17 protein-coding genes are annotated in these 20512 nt (G+C 66.7%); all 17 read left to right on the top strand.

The window, feature by feature from the left end; all coding sequences use genetic code 11:
• Window positions 1–4 precede the first annotated feature (4 nt).
• The 17 genes from nuoE to FHU13_RS15000 all read left to right on the top strand — a co-directional run bounded on the left by nuoE (window position 5) and on the right by FHU13_RS15000 (window position 19928).
• On the top strand, window positions 5–1237 hold the full coding sequence (nuoE, locus tag FHU13_RS15080) for an NADH-quinone oxidoreductase subunit NuoE (RefSeq protein WP_183436682.1): 1233 nt from the start codon (window positions 5–7) through the stop codon (window positions 1235–1237).
• A 10-nt stretch (window positions 1238–1247) separates the two neighbouring features.
• Window positions 1248–2549 carry an NADH-quinone oxidoreductase subunit NuoF gene (gene nuoF, locus FHU13_RS15075; protein ID WP_183436681.1) on the top strand — a complete coding sequence of 434 codons (1302 nt, stop codon included), beginning with the start codon at window positions 1248–1250 and terminating at the stop codon, window positions 2547–2549.
• Between the two features lie 34 nt (window positions 2550–2583).
• Window positions 2584–4650 (top strand): NADH-quinone oxidoreductase subunit NuoG, encoded by a 2067-nt coding sequence (gene nuoG / locus FHU13_RS15070; RefSeq protein ID WP_183436680.1) that lies wholly within the window; start codon window positions 2584–2586, stop codon window positions 4648–4650.
• A 12-nt stretch (window positions 4651–4662) separates the two neighbouring features.
• The gene (gene nuoH / locus FHU13_RS15065) at window positions 4663–5685 is read left to right on the top strand and encodes an NADH-quinone oxidoreductase subunit NuoH (protein WP_003598188.1); all 1023 of its coding nucleotides are present in this window, start codon (window positions 4663–4665) and stop codon (window positions 5683–5685) included.
• Between the two features lie 85 nt (window positions 5686–5770).
• Window positions 5771–6259 (top strand): NADH-quinone oxidoreductase subunit NuoI, encoded by a 489-nt coding sequence (nuoI, locus tag FHU13_RS15060; RefSeq protein WP_056205043.1) that lies wholly within the window; start codon window positions 5771–5773, stop codon window positions 6257–6259.
• Window positions 6260–6468: 209 nt separating this feature from the next.
• The gene (locus tag FHU13_RS15055) at window positions 6469–7089 is read left to right on the top strand and encodes an NADH-quinone oxidoreductase subunit J (RefSeq protein ID WP_183436679.1); all 621 of its coding nucleotides are present in this window, start codon (window positions 6469–6471) and stop codon (window positions 7087–7089) included.
• A 5-nt stretch (window positions 7090–7094) separates the two neighbouring features.
• Window positions 7095–7400, top strand: a complete 306-nt coding sequence (gene nuoK / locus FHU13_RS15050) for an NADH-quinone oxidoreductase subunit NuoK (protein ID WP_003598182.1) — start codon at window positions 7095–7097, stop codon at window positions 7398–7400.
• A 58-nt stretch (window positions 7401–7458) separates the two neighbouring features.
• Window positions 7459–9570, top strand: a complete 2112-nt coding sequence (nuoL, locus tag FHU13_RS15045) for an NADH-quinone oxidoreductase subunit L (protein WP_183436678.1) — start codon at window positions 7459–7461, stop codon at window positions 9568–9570.
• The gene (locus FHU13_RS15040; RefSeq protein WP_183436677.1) at window positions 9570–11153 is read left to right on the top strand and encodes an NADH-quinone oxidoreductase subunit M; all 1584 of its coding nucleotides are present in this window, start codon (window positions 9570–9572) and stop codon (window positions 11151–11153) included. The genes nuoL and FHU13_RS15040 overlap by 1 nt, the downstream gene beginning before the upstream one ends.
• Window positions 11150–12589, top strand: coding sequence for an NADH-quinone oxidoreductase subunit NuoN (gene nuoN, locus FHU13_RS15035; protein ID WP_183436676.1), 1440 nt, complete (start codon window positions 11150–11152; stop codon window positions 12587–12589). The genes FHU13_RS15040 and nuoN overlap by 4 nt, the downstream gene beginning before the upstream one ends.
• 5 nt (window positions 12590–12594) lie before the next feature.
• Window positions 12595–13434, top strand: a complete 840-nt coding sequence (locus FHU13_RS15030) for a biotin--[acetyl-CoA-carboxylase] ligase (RefSeq protein ID WP_183436675.1) — start codon at window positions 12595–12597, stop codon at window positions 13432–13434.
• Window positions 13435–13453: 19 nt separating this feature from the next.
• A complete protein-coding gene (locus FHU13_RS15025) occupies window positions 13454–15127 on the top strand; it encodes a ribonuclease J (RefSeq protein ID WP_183436674.1) in 1674 nt (557 codons plus the stop codon).
• Between the two features lie 128 nt (window positions 15128–15255).
• A complete protein-coding gene (mce, locus tag FHU13_RS15020; RefSeq protein WP_183436673.1) occupies window positions 15256–15660 on the top strand; it encodes a methylmalonyl-CoA epimerase in 405 nt (134 codons plus the stop codon).
• Between the two features lie 68 nt (window positions 15661–15728).
• Window positions 15729–16067 carry a DUF1467 family protein gene (locus FHU13_RS15015; protein WP_183436672.1) on the top strand — a complete coding sequence of 113 codons (339 nt, stop codon included), beginning with the start codon at window positions 15729–15731 and terminating at the stop codon, window positions 16065–16067.
• 477 nt (window positions 16068–16544) lie between these two features.
• Entirely contained in the window at window positions 16545–17870 is a 1326-nt protein-coding gene (gene proS, locus FHU13_RS15010; RefSeq protein ID WP_183436811.1) for a proline--tRNA ligase, read from the top strand.
• Between the two features lie 12 nt (window positions 17871–17882).
• On the top strand, window positions 17883–19202 hold the full coding sequence (locus FHU13_RS15005) for a lipoprotein-releasing ABC transporter permease subunit (RefSeq protein ID WP_183436671.1): 1320 nt from the start codon (window positions 17883–17885) through the stop codon (window positions 19200–19202).
• A 15-nt stretch (window positions 19203–19217) separates the two neighbouring features.
• Entirely contained in the window at window positions 19218–19928 is a 711-nt protein-coding gene (locus FHU13_RS15000) for an ABC transporter ATP-binding protein (RefSeq protein WP_183436670.1), read from the top strand.
• The last annotated feature ends 584 nt before the right edge of the window (window positions 19929–20512 follow it).

Genomic DNA, 20512 nt, shown 5'->3' with positions numbered 1-20512 from the left:
CGTCATGGCGAACCGCAGGCTAGCCCCCGCCGCTGAACAGCCCCAGAGCTTCGCGTTCACGCCTGAGAACGCCGACTGGGCCCGCGGCCAGATCGCGAAATATCCGGAAGGCCGGCAGGCCTCGGCCGTGATCCCGCTGCTGTGGAAGGCGCAGGAGCAGAACGGCGGCTGGCTGCCGCAGAAGGCGATCGAGGCGGTCGCCGACGAACTCGGCATGCCGCATATCCGCGTCCTGGAGGTCGCGACCTTCTACACGATGTTCGCCCTTGAGCCGGTCGGACGATTCTGGATCCAGCTCTGCGGCACGGTTCCCTGCGATTGCTGCGGGGCGAAGGAGCTGAAGGCCGCGCTCCACGAGCGCCTCGGCCCCTCCGGCAAGGTCACGGCGGACGGCAACTTCTCCTGGCTCGAAGTCGAGTGCCTCGGCGCCTGCTGCAACGCGCCGATGGTGCAGATCAACCAGGACTATTACGAGGATCTGACGCCGGAGAGCCTCAACAAGCTCCTCGACGATCTCGCCGCCGGCCGCCCCGTGAAGGTCGGCTCGCAGATCGGCCGGATCTCCTCTGAGCCGAAGGATGCGGTCAACACCCTGACCGACGAGAGCCTGTTCGACGGCTCCCGTGTCAGCGCGTGGCGCAAGCGCTTCGAGCAGACCGAGGCTGCCGGTGAGGAGAGCGTGAAGAAGGACGAGGCCGCCTCGACCGAGGCCCGCGTCAAGGACGAGACCAAGCCGGCCCGTCCGTCCTCCGGTCGCGCGAACGAGTCGAACGCCGTCGATGCGCCGGCCGAGCGGGCGAGCGCCGGCCAGGCGCCGGTGAAGCCCGAGGATCAGGCCGAGGCGCGCGACGCCAAGGCGCCGCCCGCCCAGGACCCGGCTGTCGAGGACGACAAGATCCTGCGCTCCGAGCCGCCGCATCATCCGGCAACCATCGGCGCCGGGGACGACGTGCCCGAGGGCGAGAACCCCGAGGCCCGGGCCGATGCCGTCGGTACACGGCCGAAGGGCCTCGCCGTACCCCGCGACGACCGCCCCGACGATCTGACCAAGATCAAGGGCATCGGCCCGATCAATCAGCGCCGCCTCAACGATCTCGGCGTCTGGCACTACGACCAGATCGCTGCGTGGTCGCCGCAAGAGATCGCCTGGGTCGGTGCCTATCTCGCCTTCCCCGGCCGGATCGACCGGGAGAACTGGGTCGGACAGGCTTCCGACCTCGCCGGCAGCAAGGGTTGAGGAGCCGATCATGCTCTCCGATCAGGATCGCATCTTCACCAATCTCTACGGCCAGCACTCGCCGGGGCTCGACGCCGCGAAGAAGCGCGGCGCCTGGGACGGCACCAAGTTCCTGCTTGAGATGGGCCGGGATTGGATCATCGAGGAGATGAAGGGCTCGGGGCTGCGCGGCCGCGGCGGCGCCGGCTTTCCGACCGGCCTCAAATGGTCTTTCATGCCCAAGAAGTCCGACGGCCGCCCGCACTACCTCGTCGTCAATGCCGACGAGTCGGAGCCGGGCACCTGCAAGGACCGGGAGATCATGCGGCACGATCCGCATCTCCTGATCGAGGGCTGCATGCTGGCCTGCTTCGCCATGGGAGCGCATGCCTGCTACATCTACATCCGCGGCGAGTACGTGGCGGAAAAGTTCGCGCTCCAGCGCGCTGTTGACGAGGCGTACGAAGCCCGCCTCGTCGGTAAGTCCAACGTCCACGACTACCCCTTCGACATCTACGTCCACCACGGCGCGGGCGCCTATATCTGCGGCGAGGAGACGGCCCTCATCGAGAGCCTCGAGGGCAAGAAGGGGATGCCGCGGCTGAAGCCGCCGTTCCCGGCCAATATGGGCCTCTACGGCTGCCCCACGACGGTCAACAACGTCGAGTCGATCGCGGTGGCCGGAACGATCCTGCGCCGCGGCGGCGCGTGGTTCGCCGGCTTAGGCGGAAAGAACAACACCGGCACGAAGCTGTTCTGCGTGTCGGGCCACGTCAACAAGCCCTGCAACGTCGAGGAAGAGCTCGGCATCACCTTCCGCGAGCTGATCGACCGGCATTGCGGCGGCATGCGCGGCGGCTGGGACAACCTGCTGTGTTCCATCCCCGGCGGCTCCTCGGTGCCGCTGGTGCCGGCCGAGCAGATCATCGACGCCAAGATGGACTTCGATACCCTGCGCAACCTCGGCTCCGGTCTCGGCACCGCGGCGGTGATCGTGCTCGACAAATCGACCGACATCGTCGGCGCGATCGCCCGCATCTCGTACTTCTACAAGCACGAGAGCTGCGGCCAGTGCACGCCCTGCCGCGAGGGCACCGGCTGGATGTGGCGCGTGCTGACCCGCATGGCTGCCGGCCGGGCGCAGAAGCGCGAGATCGATATGCTCTTGGAAGTCACCAAGCAGGTCGAGGGCCACACGATCTGCGCGCTGGGTGACGCCGCCGCGTGGCCGATCCAGGGCCTGATCCGGCACTTCCGGCCCGAGATCGAGAAGCGGATCGACCAGTACAGCGCCAACCCGCACATGGATGCGGTGCCGATGGCGGCGGAGTGAGTGCCGCCCCGATGCTCACCTTCGAGATGACCCGATGACCAAAATCCTCATCGACGGCACCGAGGTCGATGTCCCGGCCGATTACACCCTGCTCCAGGCCTGCGAGATCGCGGGCGCGGAGATCCCGCGCTTCTGCTTCCACGAGCGGCTGTCGATCGCCGGCAATTGCCGCATGTGCCTGGTCGAGCTGAAGGGTGCCCCGAAGCCCGTCGCCTCCTGCGCCTACGCGGTCAAGGATTGCCGCCCCGGCCCGAACGGCGAGCCGCCGGAGGTGCTGACGCGCTCGGGCACGACCAAGAAGGCGCGCGAGGGGGTGATGGAATTCCTCCTCATCAACCACCCGCTCGATTGCCCGATCTGCGACCAGGGCGGCCATTGCGACCTGCAGGATCAGGCGATGGCCTACGGCGTCGACTCGACCCGCTACAAGGAGAACAAGCGGGCGGTCGAAGAGAAGTATATCGGCCCGTTGGTGCGCACGGCGATGAACCGGTGCATCCACTGCACCCGCTGCGTCCGATTCCTCGCGGAAGTCGCCGGCGTGCCCGATCTCGGCGCGATCGGCCGCGGCGAGGACATGGAAATCACGAGCTACCTCGAACAGGCGATGGGCTCGGAGCTTCAGGGCAACGTCGCCGATCTCTGCCCGGTCGGCGCCCTCGTCCACCTGCCGCAGAGCTACAACGTGCGCCCGTGGGAGCTGCACAAGACCGAGTCCGTCGACGTGATGGATGCGGTCGGCTCGGCAATCCGCATCGATGCCCGCGGCCGGGAAGTGATGCAGATCGAGCCGCGCATCAGCGAGGAGATCAACGAGGAGTGGATCTCCGACAAGACGCGCCACGTGGTCGACGGCCTGCGCCTTCAGCGTCTCGACCGTCCGTTCCTGCGCGAGAACGGCCGCCTGCGTCCCGCCTCCTGGGGTGAAGCCTTCTCGGCGATTGCCGCCAAGGTGAAGGGCGCCGATCCCAAGCGCGTCGGCGCCCTTGTCGGCGATCTCGCGGGTGCGGAAGAGATCTTCGCCCTCAAGGCGCTGATGGGCTCGCTCGGCGTGACGAATCTCGACGCGCGCCAGACCGGCGAGGCGATCGACCCGGCCTGGGGCCGAGCCGCCTACACACTCGGCGCGGCCATCGCCGGCATCGAGCAGGCGGACGCCATTCTCATCGTCGGCGCCAACCCGCGCACGGAAGCCTCGCTGCTCAACGTGCGCATCCGCAAGCGCTGGCGCATGGCCCCGGTCTCGATCGGCCTGATCCTCGACGAGCAGCCGGACCTGACCTACCCCTACACCTATCTCGGCGCCGGCACCGACACGCTGGCCTCCATCGCCAAGGGCGAGCACAGCTTCCTCGACATCCTGAAAAAGGCCGAGCGTCCACTCGTGATCGTCGGTGAGGGCGGGCTCGGTTCGCTCGCCGCCGCCGCCGCGCTGGCGAAGGATGTCGATGCGGTGACCGATGGCTGGAACGGCTTCGGTGTGCTCAACACGGCGGCCGCTCGCGTCGGCGCCCTCGATCTCGGGTTCGTACCGGGGGAGGGGGGGCTGAGTTTCTCGGCCATGCTGGAGCCGGGTGCGCTGGACGTGGTGTTCAACCTCGGCGCCGACGAGCGGGTGATCGGGCCGGGCGCCTTCGTGATCTATCAGGGGACTCACGGCGATGCCGGCGCGAGCCGCGCCGACGTGATCCTGCCGGGCGCGGCCTACACCGAGAAGAGCGCGACCTACGTCAACCTCGAAGGCCGGGTGCAAATGGCCAACCGCGCGGGCTTCCCGCCGGGCGATGCCCGCGAAGATTGGGCGATCCTGCGCGCCCTTTCGGATGTGCTCGGCAAGCGCTTGCCCTACGATTCGCTCGCCGCGCTGCGGAAGGCGATGTATGCCGAGCACCCGCATCTCGCGGCGGTCGGGCAGATCGAAGCGTCCGCCGCGGCGGCAACGCTGGATACGCTCGCGGCGCTGCCGGGCGAGAGCGCGAAGGTCGCCTTCTCCTCGCCAATCGCCGACTTCTACCTCACCAACCCGATCGCCCGCGCCTCGCGGGTGCTCGCCGAGTGCTCCGGCCTTGCCCGGGGCCGCGCTCTCGAAGCGGCGGAATAAGGGACGCCCGCGATGACCTTCTGGGAAGTGCTCGGCACCGTCCTCCTGATCGCGCTGAAGAGCTTCGTGCTGCTGGCGGCACTGCTCGTCTTCATCGCCTACGCGCTGCTCGCCGACCGCAAGATCTGGGCGGCGGTGCAGTTGCGCCGCGGCCCGAACGTGGTCGGCCCCTGGGGCCTGTTCCAATCCTTCGCCGACCTTCTGAAGTTCGTGCTGAAGGAGCCGGTGATCCCGGCGGGCGCCAACAAGGCGATCTTCCTGCTGGCGCCGCTGGTCTTCGCCATGCTGGCGCTGGCCTCCTGGGCCGTGATCCCGCTCGCCGACGGCTGGGCGATCGCCGACATCAATGTCGGCATCACCTACATCTTCGCGATCTCCTCGCTCGGCGTCTACGGCGTCATCATGGGCGGCTGGGCGTCGAACTCGAAATACGCCTTCCTCGGCGCGCTGCGCTCGGCGGCGCAGATGATCTCCTACGAGGTCTCGCTCGGCTTCGTCATCATCTGCGTGCTGCTCTGTGCCGGCTCGCTCAACCTCTCGCGCATCGTCATGGCGCAAGACACGGCGCTGGGCCTGTTCGGCTGGTACTGGCTCTGGCTGTTCCCGATGTTCGGCGTGTTCTTCGTCTCGGCGCTGGCCGAGACCAACCGTCCGCCCTTCGATCTGCCGGAGGCCGAGTCGGAACTCGTGGCGGGCTACATGGTCGAGTATTCCTCGACCCCGTACCTGCTGTTCATGCTCGGCGAGTACGTGGCCATCATGACCATGTGCGCGCTCGGCACGGTCCTCTTCCTGGGCGGTTGGCTCTCGCCGATCCCGTTCGTGCCCTTCACCTGGGTACCCGGCGTGATCTGGTTCACGCTCAAAGCCAGCTTCCTGTTCTTCATGATCGCCATGGTGAAGGCCATGGTGCCCCGCTACCGCTACGACCAGCTCATGCGGCTTGGCTGGAAGGTCTTCCTTCCGCTCTCGCTGATCTCGGTCATCGTCGTCGCCTTCGTCCTCAAGCTCACCGGCCTCGCGCCGGGAGCCTGACCCATCCCTTGTGAGGTTGCATTTCCTCCCCGCGAGCCGGTCACCCCTCGCTCGGAAATGCTTCCAACGAATCGGAGATCGCGCCGTGAAGCTCGATCAGGTCGCCAGAAGCCTTCTCCTGAAGGAGTTCGTGTCGGGGTTCTTCCTCGCCATGAAATACTTCTTCAAGCCGAAGGCCACGATCAACTACCCCTTCGAGATGGGACATCGGGGTCCTCGCTTCCGCGGAGAGCACGCCCTGCGCCGCTATCCCAACGGCGAGGAGCGCTGCATCGCCTGCAAGCTCTGCGAGGCGATCTGCCCGGCCCAGGCCATCACCATCGAGGCGGGTCCCCGCCGCAACGACGGCACGCGGCGCACCACGCGCTACGACATCGACATGGTGAAATGCATCTATTGCGGCATGTGCCAGGAAGCCTGCCCGGTGGATGCCATCGTCGAGGGGCCGAACTTCGAGTTCTCGGTCGAGACCCGCGAGGAGCTGCTTTACGACAAGCAGAAGCTCCTTGAGAACGGCGACCGCTGGGAACGCGAGATCGCCCGCAACATCGCGGTCGACGCGCCGTACCGCTAGTTCGGCCACCGACATCGGTTGTGCGCCGCACAGCCCAGTTCTATAGAGCATCGTCCCGAACGGCGGCTTCCGGCCTTCGGAAAAAGACGATGCGGAAACAGGAACCTAGCGCCTCACTCTCGATGCGCTAGACGGGCCGCCGCCTGCGGCCGAGGGTCCACCGAGGCAGAAGGGAGCCGCTCGCTTGGGCGGCCGATGCTGAAAATCGCATGACCGCAGCCGCCGCCTTCTTCTATCTCTTCGCGGGCTTCTCCGTGGCCTCTGGCTTCATGGTGATCGCTGCCAGGAACCCCGTCACCTCGGTGCTGTTCCTGATCCTCGCCTTCGTGAACGCCGCCGGGCTGTTCGTGCTGATGGGCGCCGAGTTCCTGGCGATGATCCTCGTCGTCGTCTATGTCGGCGCCGTCGCGGTGCTGTTCCTCTTCGTCGTGATGATGCTCGACGTGGACTTCGCCGCCCTCCGCCAGGGCTTCCAGCGCTACCTGCCGGTCGGCGGTCTGATCGGCGCGATCTTCCTGATCGAGCTGCTGCTCGTCGTCGGCACCTGGACCATCGATCCGGGCCTCGTTCAGGCGCCGCTCGGCCGTGCCGCCCACGGTGAGACCGCCACCAATACCGAGGCGCTCGGCCGCGTGCTCTACACGGACTACGTCTACGCCTTCCAGATCGCCGGCCTGATCCTGCTGGTGGCGATGATCGGCGCCATCGTGCTCACCCTGCGCGAGCGCACCGGCGTGAAGCGCCAGAACATCACCGTCCAGAACGCCCGTACGCAGGGCATGGCGGTCGATACCATCAAGGTGCCCTCGCGGCAGGGCGTGGAGGTCTGAGGCCGATGATCGGATTGAGCCACTACCTGACGGTTGCCGCGATCCTGTTCACGCTCGGCGTGCTCGGCATCTTCATCAACCGCAAGAACGTCATCGTCATCCTGATGTCGGTCGAGCTGATCCTGCTCGCCGTGAACATCAACCTCGTGGCCTTCTCGACCCACCTCAACGACATCACCGGACAGGTCTTCGCCCTGTTCGTGCTGACGGTGGCCGCGGCCGAGGCCGCGATCGGGCTGGCGATCCTGGTGGTGTTCTTCCGCAACCGCGGCTCCATCGCCGTCGAGGACGTGAGCATGATGAAGGGCTGACGCTCCCCCCAAGAGAGCCCCGACCCTTCGTCCGCCTGCTGCGAGGCACGACCGACCCATGTATCACGCGATCGTCTTCTTCCCGCTGATCGGCGCCTTGATCGCCGGCCTGTTCGGCCGGTTCATCGGCGCGCGGATGAGCGAACTCGTGACGACGGGCTGCCTCGCCTTCGCGGCGCTGCTGTCGTGGGGCGCGTTCTTCCTCGTCACCGGCGATGGCCGCGCCGAGACCGTGCCCGTTGCCCAGTGGTTCACCGCCGGCGATCTCGTGGTCGATTGGGCCTTCAAGGTCGATACGCTGACCGCGGTGATGCTGGTGGTCGTGACCTCGGTCTCGACCCTCGTGCACCTCTACTCCATCGGCTACATGCACGAGGATCCGCACCGGCCGCGCTTCTTCGCCTACCTGTCGCTGTTCACCTTCGCCATGCTGATGCTGGTGACGGCCGACAACCTCGTGCAGATGTTCTTCGGCTGGGAGGGCGTCGGCCTCGCCTCCTACCTGCTGATCGGCTTCTGGTACGAGAAGCCCTCGGCCAACGCCGCGGCGATGAAGGCCTTCATCGTCAACCGCGTCGGCGATTTCGGCTTCTCGCTCGGCATCTTCCTCGTCTTCGTTCTCACCGGCTCGGTCGGCTTCGAGGCGATCTTCGCCAAGGCCCCGGAGCTGAAGGATGCGACCTTCCACTTCCTCGGCCACGACTGGCACGCCCTGACGCTCGCCTGCCTGCTGCTGTTCATGGGCGCGATGGGCAAGTCGGCGCAGTTCCTGCTGCACACTTGGCTGCCCGACGCGATGGAGGGCCCGACCCCGGTCTCGGCCCTGATCCACGCCGCCACCATGGTCACTGCCGGCGTGTTCATGGTCGCGCGCCTCTCGCCGCTGTTCGAGCTGGCCCCGACCGCGCTCACCGTCGTCACGGTCATCGGCGGCATCACCGCCTTCTTCGCGGCGACCGTCGGCCTGGTGCAGAACGACATCAAGCGGGTCATCGCCTACTCGACCTGCTCGCAGCTCGGCTACATGTTCGTCGGCCTCGGCGTCGGCGCCTATGCCACCGGCGTGTTCCACCTCTTCACCCACGCTTTCTTCAAGGCGCTGCTGTTCCTCGGCGCCGGCTCGGTCATCCACGCGATGCACCACGAGCAGGACATGCGGAACATGGGCGGCCTGCGCCGCTACATCCCCTTCACCACCGCGATGATGACGATCGGCACCATCGCGCTGATCGGCTTCCCCTTCACCTCCGGCTACTACTCCAAGGATGCGATCATCGAGGCGGCCTACATGTCGGACCGCCCCGGCCACGTGCTGGCGTTCCTCGCCACGGTGATCGCCGCGCTGATGACCTCGTTCTACTCCTGGCGCCTGTTCTTCCTCACCTTCGAGGGACCGCAGCGCTGGGCCGCGCACGGCGCCCATGGTCATGACGACCACGCGCACGCAGCGCATGACCATGCCCACGCCGCCTCCGCGCACGAGGCCGACGGTGCGCCGGGGCACCACGAGGGCGTCGCCCATGACGATCGTGGGCACGATGTCGAGCCTGCCTCTCACAGCGCGGTCGAGCACCACGACCATGCGCCCCACAAGCCCCATGAGAGCCCGCTCGTGATGACGATCCCGCTGGCGATCCTGGCGTTCGGCGCCCTGTTCGCTGGCCTGATCTTCAAGGAGCGTTTCATCGGGCACGGCATGGACAAGTTCTGGGGCAATGCGCTCCCGCACGGGTCCGGCAACGACATCATGCACAAGATCCACGACGCGCCGGGCTGGGTCGCCGCCTCGCCCTTCGTGATGCTGGTGCTCGGCTTCCTTCTGGCCTTCTGGATGTACATCCGCCGGCCCGACATGCCGCATCGCCTCGCGGAGTCGCAGCCGATCCTGTACCGCTTCCTGCTCAACAAGTGGTACTTCGACGAGATCTACGACCGGATCTTCGTCCGCCCGGCCAAGAACTTCGGCCTGTTCCTCTGGAAGGAGGGCGACGGCCGCATCATCGACGGCCTCGGCCCGAACGGCATCTCGGCTCGGGTGGTGGACATCACCCGCGGCGTCGTCCGCCTCCAGACCGGCTACGTCTACCACTACGCCTTCGTGATGCTCGTCGGGGTCGCCGGCCTGATCACGTGGTACCTCGTCTCCGGCGTGCCTGGGGGGACCCACTGATGCTCGGCCTCGGCATTCTCTCCGGGCTTCTGATCGTCCCGCTCGCGGGCGCCGCCTTCATCCTGACGCTGGGTGAGGAGACGGCGGCCGTGAAGCGCAACGCCCGCTGGGCGGCGCTGATCACGACGATCGTCACCTTCCTGCTCTCGCTGGCCGCCTGGGCCCGCTACGACATCGCGTCCCCAAGCTTCCAGCTCGTCGAGAGCCACGCGTGGCTCGCCGAGACGATCCGGTTCAAGCTCGGCGTCGACGGCTTCTCGATGCCCCTGATCCTGCTGACTACCTTCCTGATGCCCTTCTGCATCGGGGCGTCGTGGCTCTCGGTCGAATCCAGGGTGAAGGAGTACTTCGTCGCCTTCCTCGTCCTCGAGACGACGATGATCGGCGTGTTCTGCGCCCTCGATCTCGTGCTGTTCTACCTGTTCTTCGAGGCCGGCCTGATCCCGATGTTCCTCATCATCGGCATCTGGGGCGGCAAGCGGCGCATCTACGCGAGCTTCAAGTTCTTCCTCTACACCCTGCTCGGCTCGGTACTGATGCTGCTCGCCATCATGGCGATGTACTGGGAGGCCGGTACCACCGACATCCCGACGCTGCTGCAGCACCGTTTCCCGGTCGGCCTGCAATGGTGGCTGTGGCTCGCCTTCTTCGCGAGCTTCGCGGTGAAGATGCCGATGTGGCCGGTCCACACCTGGCTGCCCGACGCGCACGTCGAAGCGCCGACGGCGGGCTCGGTGATCCTGGCGGGCATCCTGCTCAAGATGGGCGGTTACGGCTTCATCCGGATTTCGCTGCCGATGCTGCCGGACGCCTCGGCCGCGTTCGCGCCGCTCGTCTTTGCGCTGTCGGTGATCGCGATTATCTTCACCTCGCTCACCGCGATGATGCAGACCGACATCAAGAAGCTGATCGCCTACTCGTCGGTGGCGCATATGGGCTTCGTGACGCTCGGCCTGTTCACCCTGAATGAGCAGGGCATCCAGGGCGCGCTCTTCCTGATGATCTCGCACGGCATCGTCTCGGGCGCGCTCTTCCTCTGCGTCGGCGTCGTCTACGACCGGATGCACACCCGCGAGATCGCGGCCTATGGCGGTCTCGTGAAGCGGATGCCGCTCTACGCCGCCGCGATGATGGTCTTCACCATGGCCAATGTCGGCCTTCCCGGCACGTCAGGCTTCGTCGGCGAGTTCCTGGCGATGATGGGCGCCTTCCGGGCGAACCCGACCGTGGCTTTCTTCTCGGTGTTCGGCATCATCCTCTCGGCCGGCTACGCGCTGTGGCTCTACGCCCGGGTGATCTACGGGAAGCTCGACAAGCCCAACCTCCAGGGCATTCTCGACCTCGATAGCCGTGAGAAGATCATCATCGCGCCGCTCGTCGCGCTGACGATCTGGTACGGTGTCCACCCGGCCCCCGTGCTCGACACCTTCGCGCCCTCCACGGAGGCGCTGATGCAGAACATGCGGGCCGCGCTCGCGAACACGCAGGCCGCGGAAGCCGCAGCCAAAGCTGCGAAGCTCGCGGCGGCCGAGAAAATGGCTGGACCTGAGTCCCAAAAAACCGTCGAGGCCGCCGCGCGATGACCCCGATCCAGTCCGTCCTGCCGGCGATCACGCCGGTCCTGCCGGAGATCGTCCTGAGCGTCGGCGCTCTGCTGCTCGTCCTCTACGGGGCGTGGCGCGGCGAGCGCTCGTCCGAGGGCGTCAATGTCGGCGCGCTGATCCTCTTGATCTTCACCTTCTTCCTCGTCGTCTCGCAGACGGGCAACGTGACGACGCTGAACGGTGCCTTCATCGCCGACCCGTTCGCGCGGGTGATGAAGGCGCTGATCCTGATCGGCTCGGCGGCGACCATCCTGCTCTCACGCGACTACTTCCAGCGTGAGCGCATCGACCGGTTCGAGTACCCGATCCTGATCGTGCTCTGCACCGTCGGTATGTTGGTCATGGCCTCGGCCAACGACCTGATCTCGCTCTATCTCGGGCTCGAGCTGCAATCGCTCGCCGCCTACGTCATCGCCGCCTTCCACCGCGACGACGTGAAGTCCACGGAAGCCGGCCTGAAGTACTTCGTGCTCGGCGCGCTCTCCTCCGGCATGCTGCTCTACGGCGCCTCGCTGGTCTACGGCTTCACCGGCACGGTCTCGTTCCCGGGCATCGTCACGGCGCTGAATGGCCCGTCGAGCTTCGGCATCGTGCTCGGTATCGTGTTCGTGGCCGCCGGCGTCGCCTTCAAACTCGCCGCCGTGCCGTTCCACATGTGGACGCCGGACGTCTATGAGGGCTCGCCGACGCCGGTCACCGCCTTCTTCGGCTCCGCGCCGAAGGTCGCCGCCATGGCCATGACGGTACGCGTCTTCATCGGCGCCTTCCCCGACGTCACCGCGGTCTGGCAGCAGATCATCGTGTTCGTCTCGATCGCCTCCATGGCGCTCGGCTCCTTCGCCGCGATCGGTCAGCGCAACATCAAGCGCCTGATGGCCTATTCCTCCATCGGCAACGTCGGCTACGCCCTGATCGGGCTGGCCGCCGGCTCGGAGGAGGGCGTGCGCGGCGTCATCATCTACATGGTGATCTACCTCGCGATGACGCTCGGCGCCTTCGCGGTGCTGCTGTCGCTGCGCCGCAAGGACAAGATGTTCGAGACGATCGAGGATCTCTCGGGCCTCTCGCGCACCCATCCCTGGCTGGCCTTCTGCCTCGCCGCGATGATGTTCTCGCTGGCCGGCATCCCGCCGCTCGCCGGGTTCTTCGCGAAGTTCTACGTCTTCGCCGCCGCGATCAAGGCGGGGCTGGTGACGCTCGCCGTCGTCGGCGTGGTGACCTCCGTCGTCGGCGCCTTCTACTATCTGCGCCTCGTCAAGGTGATGTACTTCGACGAGGCCAAGGCTCCCTACGAGCGGATCCCGCCTGGCTCGGCGATCGTGCTCGGGGTGTCGAGTGCCGTCGTGGTGCTGTTCTTCCTCGTTCCGGCTCCGCTGGTCGCGGCGGCAGGTGATGCGGCGAAGGCGCTGTTCTGAGGCGGATGCAGTTCCGACTGAGTCAGGCGGCCCGGTCCGAGGGACACCGGCTTCACAGCCACGACCGGCTCGACTCGACCAACAGCGAAGCGATGCGCCTCGCCCATGGCGGCGAGACCGGTCCGCTCTGGGTCACGACTCGCTGCCAGGAAGCGGGCCGCGGCCGACGCGGCAATGCCTGGACCTCACCGGAGGGCAACCTCGCCGCGAGCCTGCTGATGCCGGTGGCCGGTGTGGCGCCGGAAATGGTCGCGACCCTCGGCTTTGTGGCGGGAGTGGCCCTGGTGGATGCCCTGCGCGATGCGTGTGGACCGGCCCAATCCCCGCAAGTGGAGCCTGGGAATGCAGCGCTGCCGCAGGGCATTGCCGCATCCCAGGCCGCCATCCATCTGAAATGGCCCAACGACGTCCTCGCCGACGGCCAAAAGCTCGCCGGCATCCTGCTGGAGGCCGAGACACTGCCGGGCGGGCGACGGGCGGTCGTGGCCGGCTTCGGTGTGAATGTCGCGGCGGCACCCGAGGGTTTGCCCTATCCGGCGACGGCGCTCTCGGCATTTTCCGCGGCGGGTGCGCCGATGTTGCTCGAATTCCTGTCGGAACGGTTTGTCGAAGCCGTCCGGATCTGGAACAAGGGGCGCGGATTCTCGAATATCCGGCGGCGGTGGCTGGAGCGCGCGGCGGGGGTGGGGGCCCCCGTGTCGGTTCGCATGGCCGAGGCCACGCTGACGGGCATCTTTGAAACGATCGACGAGGGGGGGCGGCTCGTGATCCTCGCCCCGGATGGAACCCGACGAACCGTGACGGCGGGCGAGGTGCATTTTGGAAGTGCCGCGACGGCGGCTTGAGACTGGATAGACGAACAAGATGACGACACGGCAAGACGAACTCGTCTTCGTGCCGCTCGGCGGCGTGGGCGAGATCGGGATGAATGCGGGCCTCTACGGGATCGGACCCGAGAAGCAGCGCAAATGGATCATGGTCGATTGCGGGATGGGCTTTGCCGGTGAGGAAGGCCTGCCGGGCATCGACCTGATGTTCCCCGATCTTACCTTCATCGAGGAGCGCAAGAAGGACCTCCTCGGCATCTTCATCACCCACGCGCACGAGGACCATATCGGCGCGATCTCCGAGCTGTGGCCGCGGATCAAGGCACCGGTCTACGCCACGCGCTTCGCCAAGAACCTGCTGGAGACCCGCCGGCTCTCCGAGCCCGGCGCGCCGAAGGTGGATCTGCGCGAGATCAAGCCGGGCCGGCGCGTGACCGTCGGGCCATTCGAGATCGAGTTCGTGCCGGTGGCGCACTCGATCCCTGAATCGAACGCGGTGGCGATCCGCACCGAGCACGGTCTCGTGCTCCATTCCGGCGACTGGAAGCTCGACGACACCCCGGTGGCCGGCGCCTCGACTTCGCCCGAGGCGTTCACCGCGCTCGGCGACGAGGGGGTCATCGCGCTCGTCTGCGATTCGACCAACGTCCTGCGCGAGGGTCGTTCGCCGAGCGAGGCAGAGGTTTCGGCGACCCTGCGCAAGCTGATCGAGAACGCGCCCCATCGCGTGGCGGTGACGACCTTTGCCTCCAACGTCGCCCGCATCCGCGCCGTGGCGGAGGCCGCTCAGGCCTGCGGCCGTCAGGTGATCGCCGTCGGGCGCGCCATGGATCGCGTGATCGATGTCGCCCGCGAATGCGGCTACCTGGACGGCCTGCCGGACTTCCTCTCGGCCGATTCCTACTCACACATTCCGCGCGACAAGGTGGTCTGCCTGCTCACGGGCTCGCAGGGTGAGCCGCGCGCGGCGATGTCGCGCGTCTCGCGCCATGACCATCCGGCGATCTCGCTTACCGCCGGAGACCGGGTGATCTTCTCCTCCCGCGCCATCCCCGGCAACGAGCGCGACGTCGGTGCCATCATCAACGACCTGATCGAGGACGGCATCGAGGTCATCACCGATCGCACCGAGCTCGTCCACGTCTCCGGCCATCCGCGCCGCGAGGAGATGGTGGCGATGTATTCTTGGACGCGGCCGAAGGCGGTCGTGCCGGTGCACGGTGAGGCGCTGCACCTCGACGAGCACGCGCGTTTCGCCCGGGCGCAGGGTGTCGAGTCGGTGGTGAAGGCCCGCAACGGCGCGGTGGTGCGCCTCGCGCCGGGCAAGCCGGAGGTGGTCGAGCACGTCCGTGCCGGGCGGCTCTACAAGGACGGCAACGTTCTCATCGACTCCAAGGACCGGGCCATCCCCGAGCGGCGCAAGCTCTCCCAGACCGGACTCGTCTCGGTGGCGCTCGCCATCGACGAGCGCGGCGAGATGGCTGGCGAGCCGGCGGTGGACATTATGGGTCTGCCCAATCGCGGCCGGAGCGGTGAGCCCCTGCTCGACACCGTGGTCGATACGGTCAACCGGACGATCAATGGCCTGTCGCGGGGCAAGATGAAGGACTCGGAGGCCGTGGAGATCGCAGTCGACCGCGCCGTCCGCTCGGCCGTCAACGAGGCCTGGGGCAAGAAGCCCGCCTGCCACGTGCAGGTGGTGGAGGTGTGATAGGCTCGTCCGTCATTGCGAGCGGCAGCGAAGCAATCCAGCGACGTCTTCGGGTGCTGCGGAGCGCTGGATTGCTTCGGCTTCGCCTCGCAATGACGGGATCGGGTTCGGGCAGGGAGGAGATAGAAATGATCGGACGGCTCAATCACGTCGCCATCGCGGTGAAGGATCTCGACGCGGCGACCGCGATCTATCGTGACACGCTCGGCGCCAAGGTGACCGAGCCGCTGCCGCAGCCGGAGCACGGCGTGACGGTGGTGTTTGTCGAGCTGCCCAACAGCAAGGTCGAGCTGATGTCGCCGCTCGGCGAGAACTCGACCATCCAGGGCTTCGTCGACAAGAACCCGGCGGGCGGCATTCACCATGTCTGCTACGAGGTCGAGGATATCATCGCGGCCCGCGACCAGATGAAGGCGGCCGGCGCCCGCGTGCTCGGCACCGGAGAGCCGAAGATCGGCGCTCACGGCAAGCCGGTGATCTTCCTTCACCCCAAGGACTTCCTCGGGACACTGGTGGAGTTGGAGCAGGTCTGAGAGGCCGCCTCCATTTCAAGTCTATCGGTCGGGCATCTGCCTGACCGTTCCTCTGCTGTTCGAAAACGATGACCCGCTCGCCCCTTCGCACCCTCACCGCCTCGACGCCGCTGACCATCCTGACGGTGGCGGCGCTGATCGCGATGTTCGCGACCGTCGCCGTGAAGGTGTTCGAGCTGACGGTGTTCGGTGCGCTCGCGCTCTACTTCGTCCTGTGGTGGACATTCCTTTTCGCGATCCTGCCGCTGGGCAATGCCGCCGAGGCCGATCCGCAGCGGCTGGTGCCGGGCCAGGATCCGGGAGCGCCCGCGAGCCCGCGTCTGCGCGAGAAGGCTCTGCTGACGACGGTCCTGGCTGCGGTCGCGTTCTTCGCGGCTTTGCTGATCTTTCCGCTCGCCCGCCTGTAGCAGCGAAGGCGCGATCCGGCCTCAAGCGATAGAGGCCCAACGAGCGCAAGAAAAAGCTTAGTCCAAAAACAAAAAGCAAGGCACGAGGCCTTGCTTTGGAAAACCGAAGTATTTTTCAGCCTGATTTATATCGCGCATTGCTTGCGGCGCGTTGGCTGATTGTTCCTCCCAAGACCCGGACCGTGCGCTGCCTCGTGGGCTGCGACCATCACGGCGCTGCTTATAGGAAGAAGATTTCCCTTTGTCATCAGGTGAAAGACGGTTCGCAGCGCTTTTTTGCAAGGGGCGCGGCAAACCACCTCCTTCGCCGGTCGAGGGGACGTTTCACCGGCGCTTCGCCGGCTTCGTTCCGCCTCATTGCCGGCCGATCCTGTGTTCGCAGGGCGCTTGTGTTTTGCGGGGGCAATGTGTTGTGTGCCTCCGCACGCTGGCCTAGCTCGTTTCCCGGCTGCGCCCGCCGTCTTCCAAGGTCGAATGATGCGTCTCTCCCGCTACTTCCTGCCGATCCTGCGCGAGACGCCCAAGGAAGCGGAGATCGTTTCGCATCGCCTGATGCTGCGCGCCGGCCTGATCCGCCAGGAGGCGGCCGGCATCTATGCGTGGTTGCCGCTGGGTCTGCGCGTTCTCAACAAGGTCTGCGACGTGATCCGTGCCGAGCAAGACCGCGCGGGCGCCATCGAGATCCTGATGCCGACGATCCAGGCGGCCGACCTGTGGCGCGAGTCCGGCCGCTACGAGGCCTACGGCAAGGAGATGCTGCGCCTGAAGGACCGCCACGAGCGCGAGTTGCTCTACGGCCCGACCGCAGAAGAAGTCGTCACCGAGATTTTCCGCGCGAGCGGGCGTTCCTACAAGGATCTGCCGAAGAACCTCTACCAGATCTCGTGGAAGTTCCGCGACGAGGTGCGTCCGCGCTTCGGCACGATGCGCTCGCGCGAGTTCCTGATGAAGGACGGCTACTCGTTCGACATCGATCAGGCCGCGGCGCGCCACTCCTACAACAAGGTCTTCGTCTCCTATCTCCGGACGTTCGAGACGCTCGGCCTCCGGGCGATCCCGATGCGCGCCGACACGGGGCCGATCGGCGGCGATCTCAGCCACGAGTTCATCATCCTCGCCAAGACCGGTGAGAGCGAGGTCTTCTGCGACCGTGCCTATCTCGACATGCCGGTGCCGCCGCCTTCCGTCGATTTCGACGACGTGGCGGGTCTTCAGGGCGTCGTCGATGCCTGGACCTCGCACTACGCCGCCACGGACGAGATGCACGACGAGGCGGTGTTCGCCGAGGTGCCGGAAGCCTCGCGCCTCTCCGCCCGCGGAATCGAGGTCGGCCACATCTTCTATTTCGGCACCAAGTACTCGACGCCGATGAAGGCGGTCGTCACCGGCCCGGACGGACAGGAGCGGCCGGTTCATATGGGCTCCTACGGAATCGGCCCGAGCCGGCTCGTGGCAGCGACCATCGAGGCGAGCCACGACGAGGCCGGTATCATCTGGCCGGACGCGATCGCCCCCTTCGACGTGGCGCTGATCAACCTCAAGGTCGGTGATTCCACCTGCGACGCGGCCTGCGCCGAGATCCAGGCGGCGCTGGAGACGGCAGGACTGTCGGTTCTCTACGACGACCGCGATGAGCGGCCGGGCGCCAAGTTCGCCACCGCAGATCTCATCGGCCTGCCGTGGCAGGTGATCGTCGGCCCGAAGGGCTTGGCCGAGGGCAAGATCGAGCTGAAGCGGCGCGCCAGCGGGGAGCGCGAGACCCTCGATCCCGTCGATCTCCTCGCTCGCATCCGGCGCATCTGAGGACCGGCCGCGATGACGCTTGCGTTGGGTAAGGCTGGCGTCTCCTTGCGGGGCATCCTGACACGGCTGAAGAACGCCCGCGCGAGCGCCTCGACGCCGCCGTTCGCGGGGTTCGAGTGGATCATCGCCGGCCGCTACCTGCGGGCGCGGCGGCGGGGCGGCGGCGTCTCGGTGGTGGCCCTGTTCTCGGTGCTCGGCATCGCGGTCGGCGTGGCCACCCTCATCATCGTGCTTTCGGTGATGAACGGCTTCCGCACCGAGTTGCGCTCCAAGATCATCGGCCTCAATGGCCACGTCTTCGCCGCGCCGATCGATCGGCTCTTCACCGACTACGTCGATCTGTCCGACCGGCTGGAAAAGGTCGCGGGCGTGCGCGCCGTGGTGCCGATGGTGCAGGGGCAGGCCTTCGCCTCCTCGCCCTACGGCGGCTCCGGCGTACTCGTGCGCGGCGTGCGCGAATCCGACCTTCCGAAGATTCCGGCGGTCTCCGGCGCCATCAAGAGCGGCACGCTGGAGGGTTTCGACGACGGCCAGGGCGTGGCACTCGGTAAGCGACTCGCCGACGCCCTCGGCCTCCAGGCGGGCGATCAGGTGACGCTCTCGACGCCGAAGGGCGCGAGCACGCCGTTCGGCACCGCTCCGCGCACCAAGTCCTACACCGTCAAGGCGATCTTCGAGATCGGCGTGACGGATTTCGACACAACCATGGCCTTCATGCCGCTCACCGAAGCGCAAGCCTTCTTCAACCGCGACGGCGATGTCAGCGTCATCGAGATCTATCTCGACAACGCCGACGCGGTGGGCGAGATGCGCGAACCGCTCGAAATGGCGGCCGAGCGCCCGGTGCTGCTCACCGACTGGCGCCAGACCAACCGCACCTTCTTCGGCGCACTGGAGGTGGAGCGGAACGTGATGTTCCTGATCCTCAACCTCATCGTCATCGTGGCGACCCTCAACATCATCTCCGGCCTGATCCTGCTCGTGCGCGACAAGTCCTCGGACATCGCGATCCTGCGCACGATGGGGGCGACGCCGGGCACGATCATGCGGGTCTTCCTCATCAACGGAGCGCTGATCGGCCTCGTCGGCACGGCGATCGGGCTGATCGGCGGGGTGCTGTTCACCCTCAACATCAAGCCGATCCAGCGCACCCTGTTTCCCACCGCCTGGGACCCCACCGTGCGCTTCCTCGCCGAGATCCCGGCCGAGATGAACACGAGCGAGGTCGTCATCATCGTGATCACCTCGGTTCTGCTGTCGCTGGCGGCGACCCTCTATCCCTCCTGGCGCGCCGCCCGGCTCGATCCGGTGCAAGCCCTGCGCTACGGCTGACGGAACGTCCCCGATATGGCTCAGACGAATGCCGGCGGCGCCCAGCCCGTGCCGGCCCTGTTCTTCGCCGGCGTCCAGCGCCGCTATCATCAGGGTGAGGGCGCGCTCGAGATCCTGCGCGGCACCGATCTCGCGATCTGGCCGGGCGAGCTGGTCGCCCTGGTGGCTCCCTCGGGCGCGGGCAAGTCGACGCTGCTTCACATCGCCGGCCTGCTGGAACGGCCCGACGGCGGCGAAGTCTATATCGGCGGGCAGCCCACCGCGGGCATGTCGGATGCCGAGCGCACCCGCCTGCGGCGCGAGGAGATGGGCTTCGTCTACCAGTTCCACCACCTGCTGCCGGAGTTCTCGGCGCTGGAGAACGTGGTGCTGCCCCAGCTCATCCGCGGGCTCGCCCGCAAGGAGGCGGAGGCGCGCGCCGCCGAACTCCTGAGCTTCCTCGGCCTCAAGGACCGCCTGCCGCACCGCCCGGCCGAACTCTCGGGTGGCGAACAGCAGCGCGTCGCCATTGCCCGCGCCGTCGCCAACGGCCCCCGCCTGCTGCTCGCCGACGAGCCGACCGGCAACCTCGATCCGCAGACCTCGGGACGGGTCTTCAACATCCTGCTCCAGCTCGTGCGCGCCTCGGGCCTCGCGGCTCTGATCGCAACCCACAACATGGAACTCGCCGCCCGCATGGACCGCCGCGTGACGATCCGCGACGGGATGATCGAGCAACTGGTCTAGGGGCGGGCGTCGGAAACGCCCGGCGAGGGCCGCATTGCCGGACGTCAGGCGGATCGGCCGATCTACGACCTCCCTCGTCAGCCTCCGCGGAGCCATTCAGGTCCGCTGCGAGATCGCGATGGACCGTGCGGTGATCGTACCTGAATGCGTTGCGGGCGCCTCTGTCGGTGAGAGCCTATGCCCACCCGTGCCCCCATCCGTGACCTCGGCAACACACCGTTTACCATTCCAACGCGTCGCGGTATTCCCAGGCTTTACACAGAACAAAACAGGAACAAAGATCGCTCCATCAACACGGAGTGGAAGCCATGACCAAGCGCGTGTTCCTCACCAGCCTCGTCGAATTCACCGCCTTCGGCCTGCTCTTCGGTGCAGTGGCTCTCTGGGCGGTAGCTTTGGCGCCGATCCATTAATGGCTCGCGTTCGAGCGCGATTTGTTCCCTCGCCGGAGACGTTGCTCACAGGAAATGGGAACAGGCAGGGTCATCCCGCCCGTCTCACCCCCCCCTCAGGGACCTTCGGATGCGAGGAGCAGTGGATATCGGCCGTAGTGCGGCGCGTCGGTGACAGACTCGCAAGGTCCT

Source organism: Methylobacterium sp. R2-1, assembly GCF_014191355.1.
Lineage (GTDB): Bacteria > Pseudomonadota > Alphaproteobacteria > Rhizobiales > Beijerinckiaceae > Methylobacterium.
The sequence above is the reverse complement of the archived record's forward strand: the minus strand, read 5'-3'. Positions and strand labels throughout refer to the sequence as shown.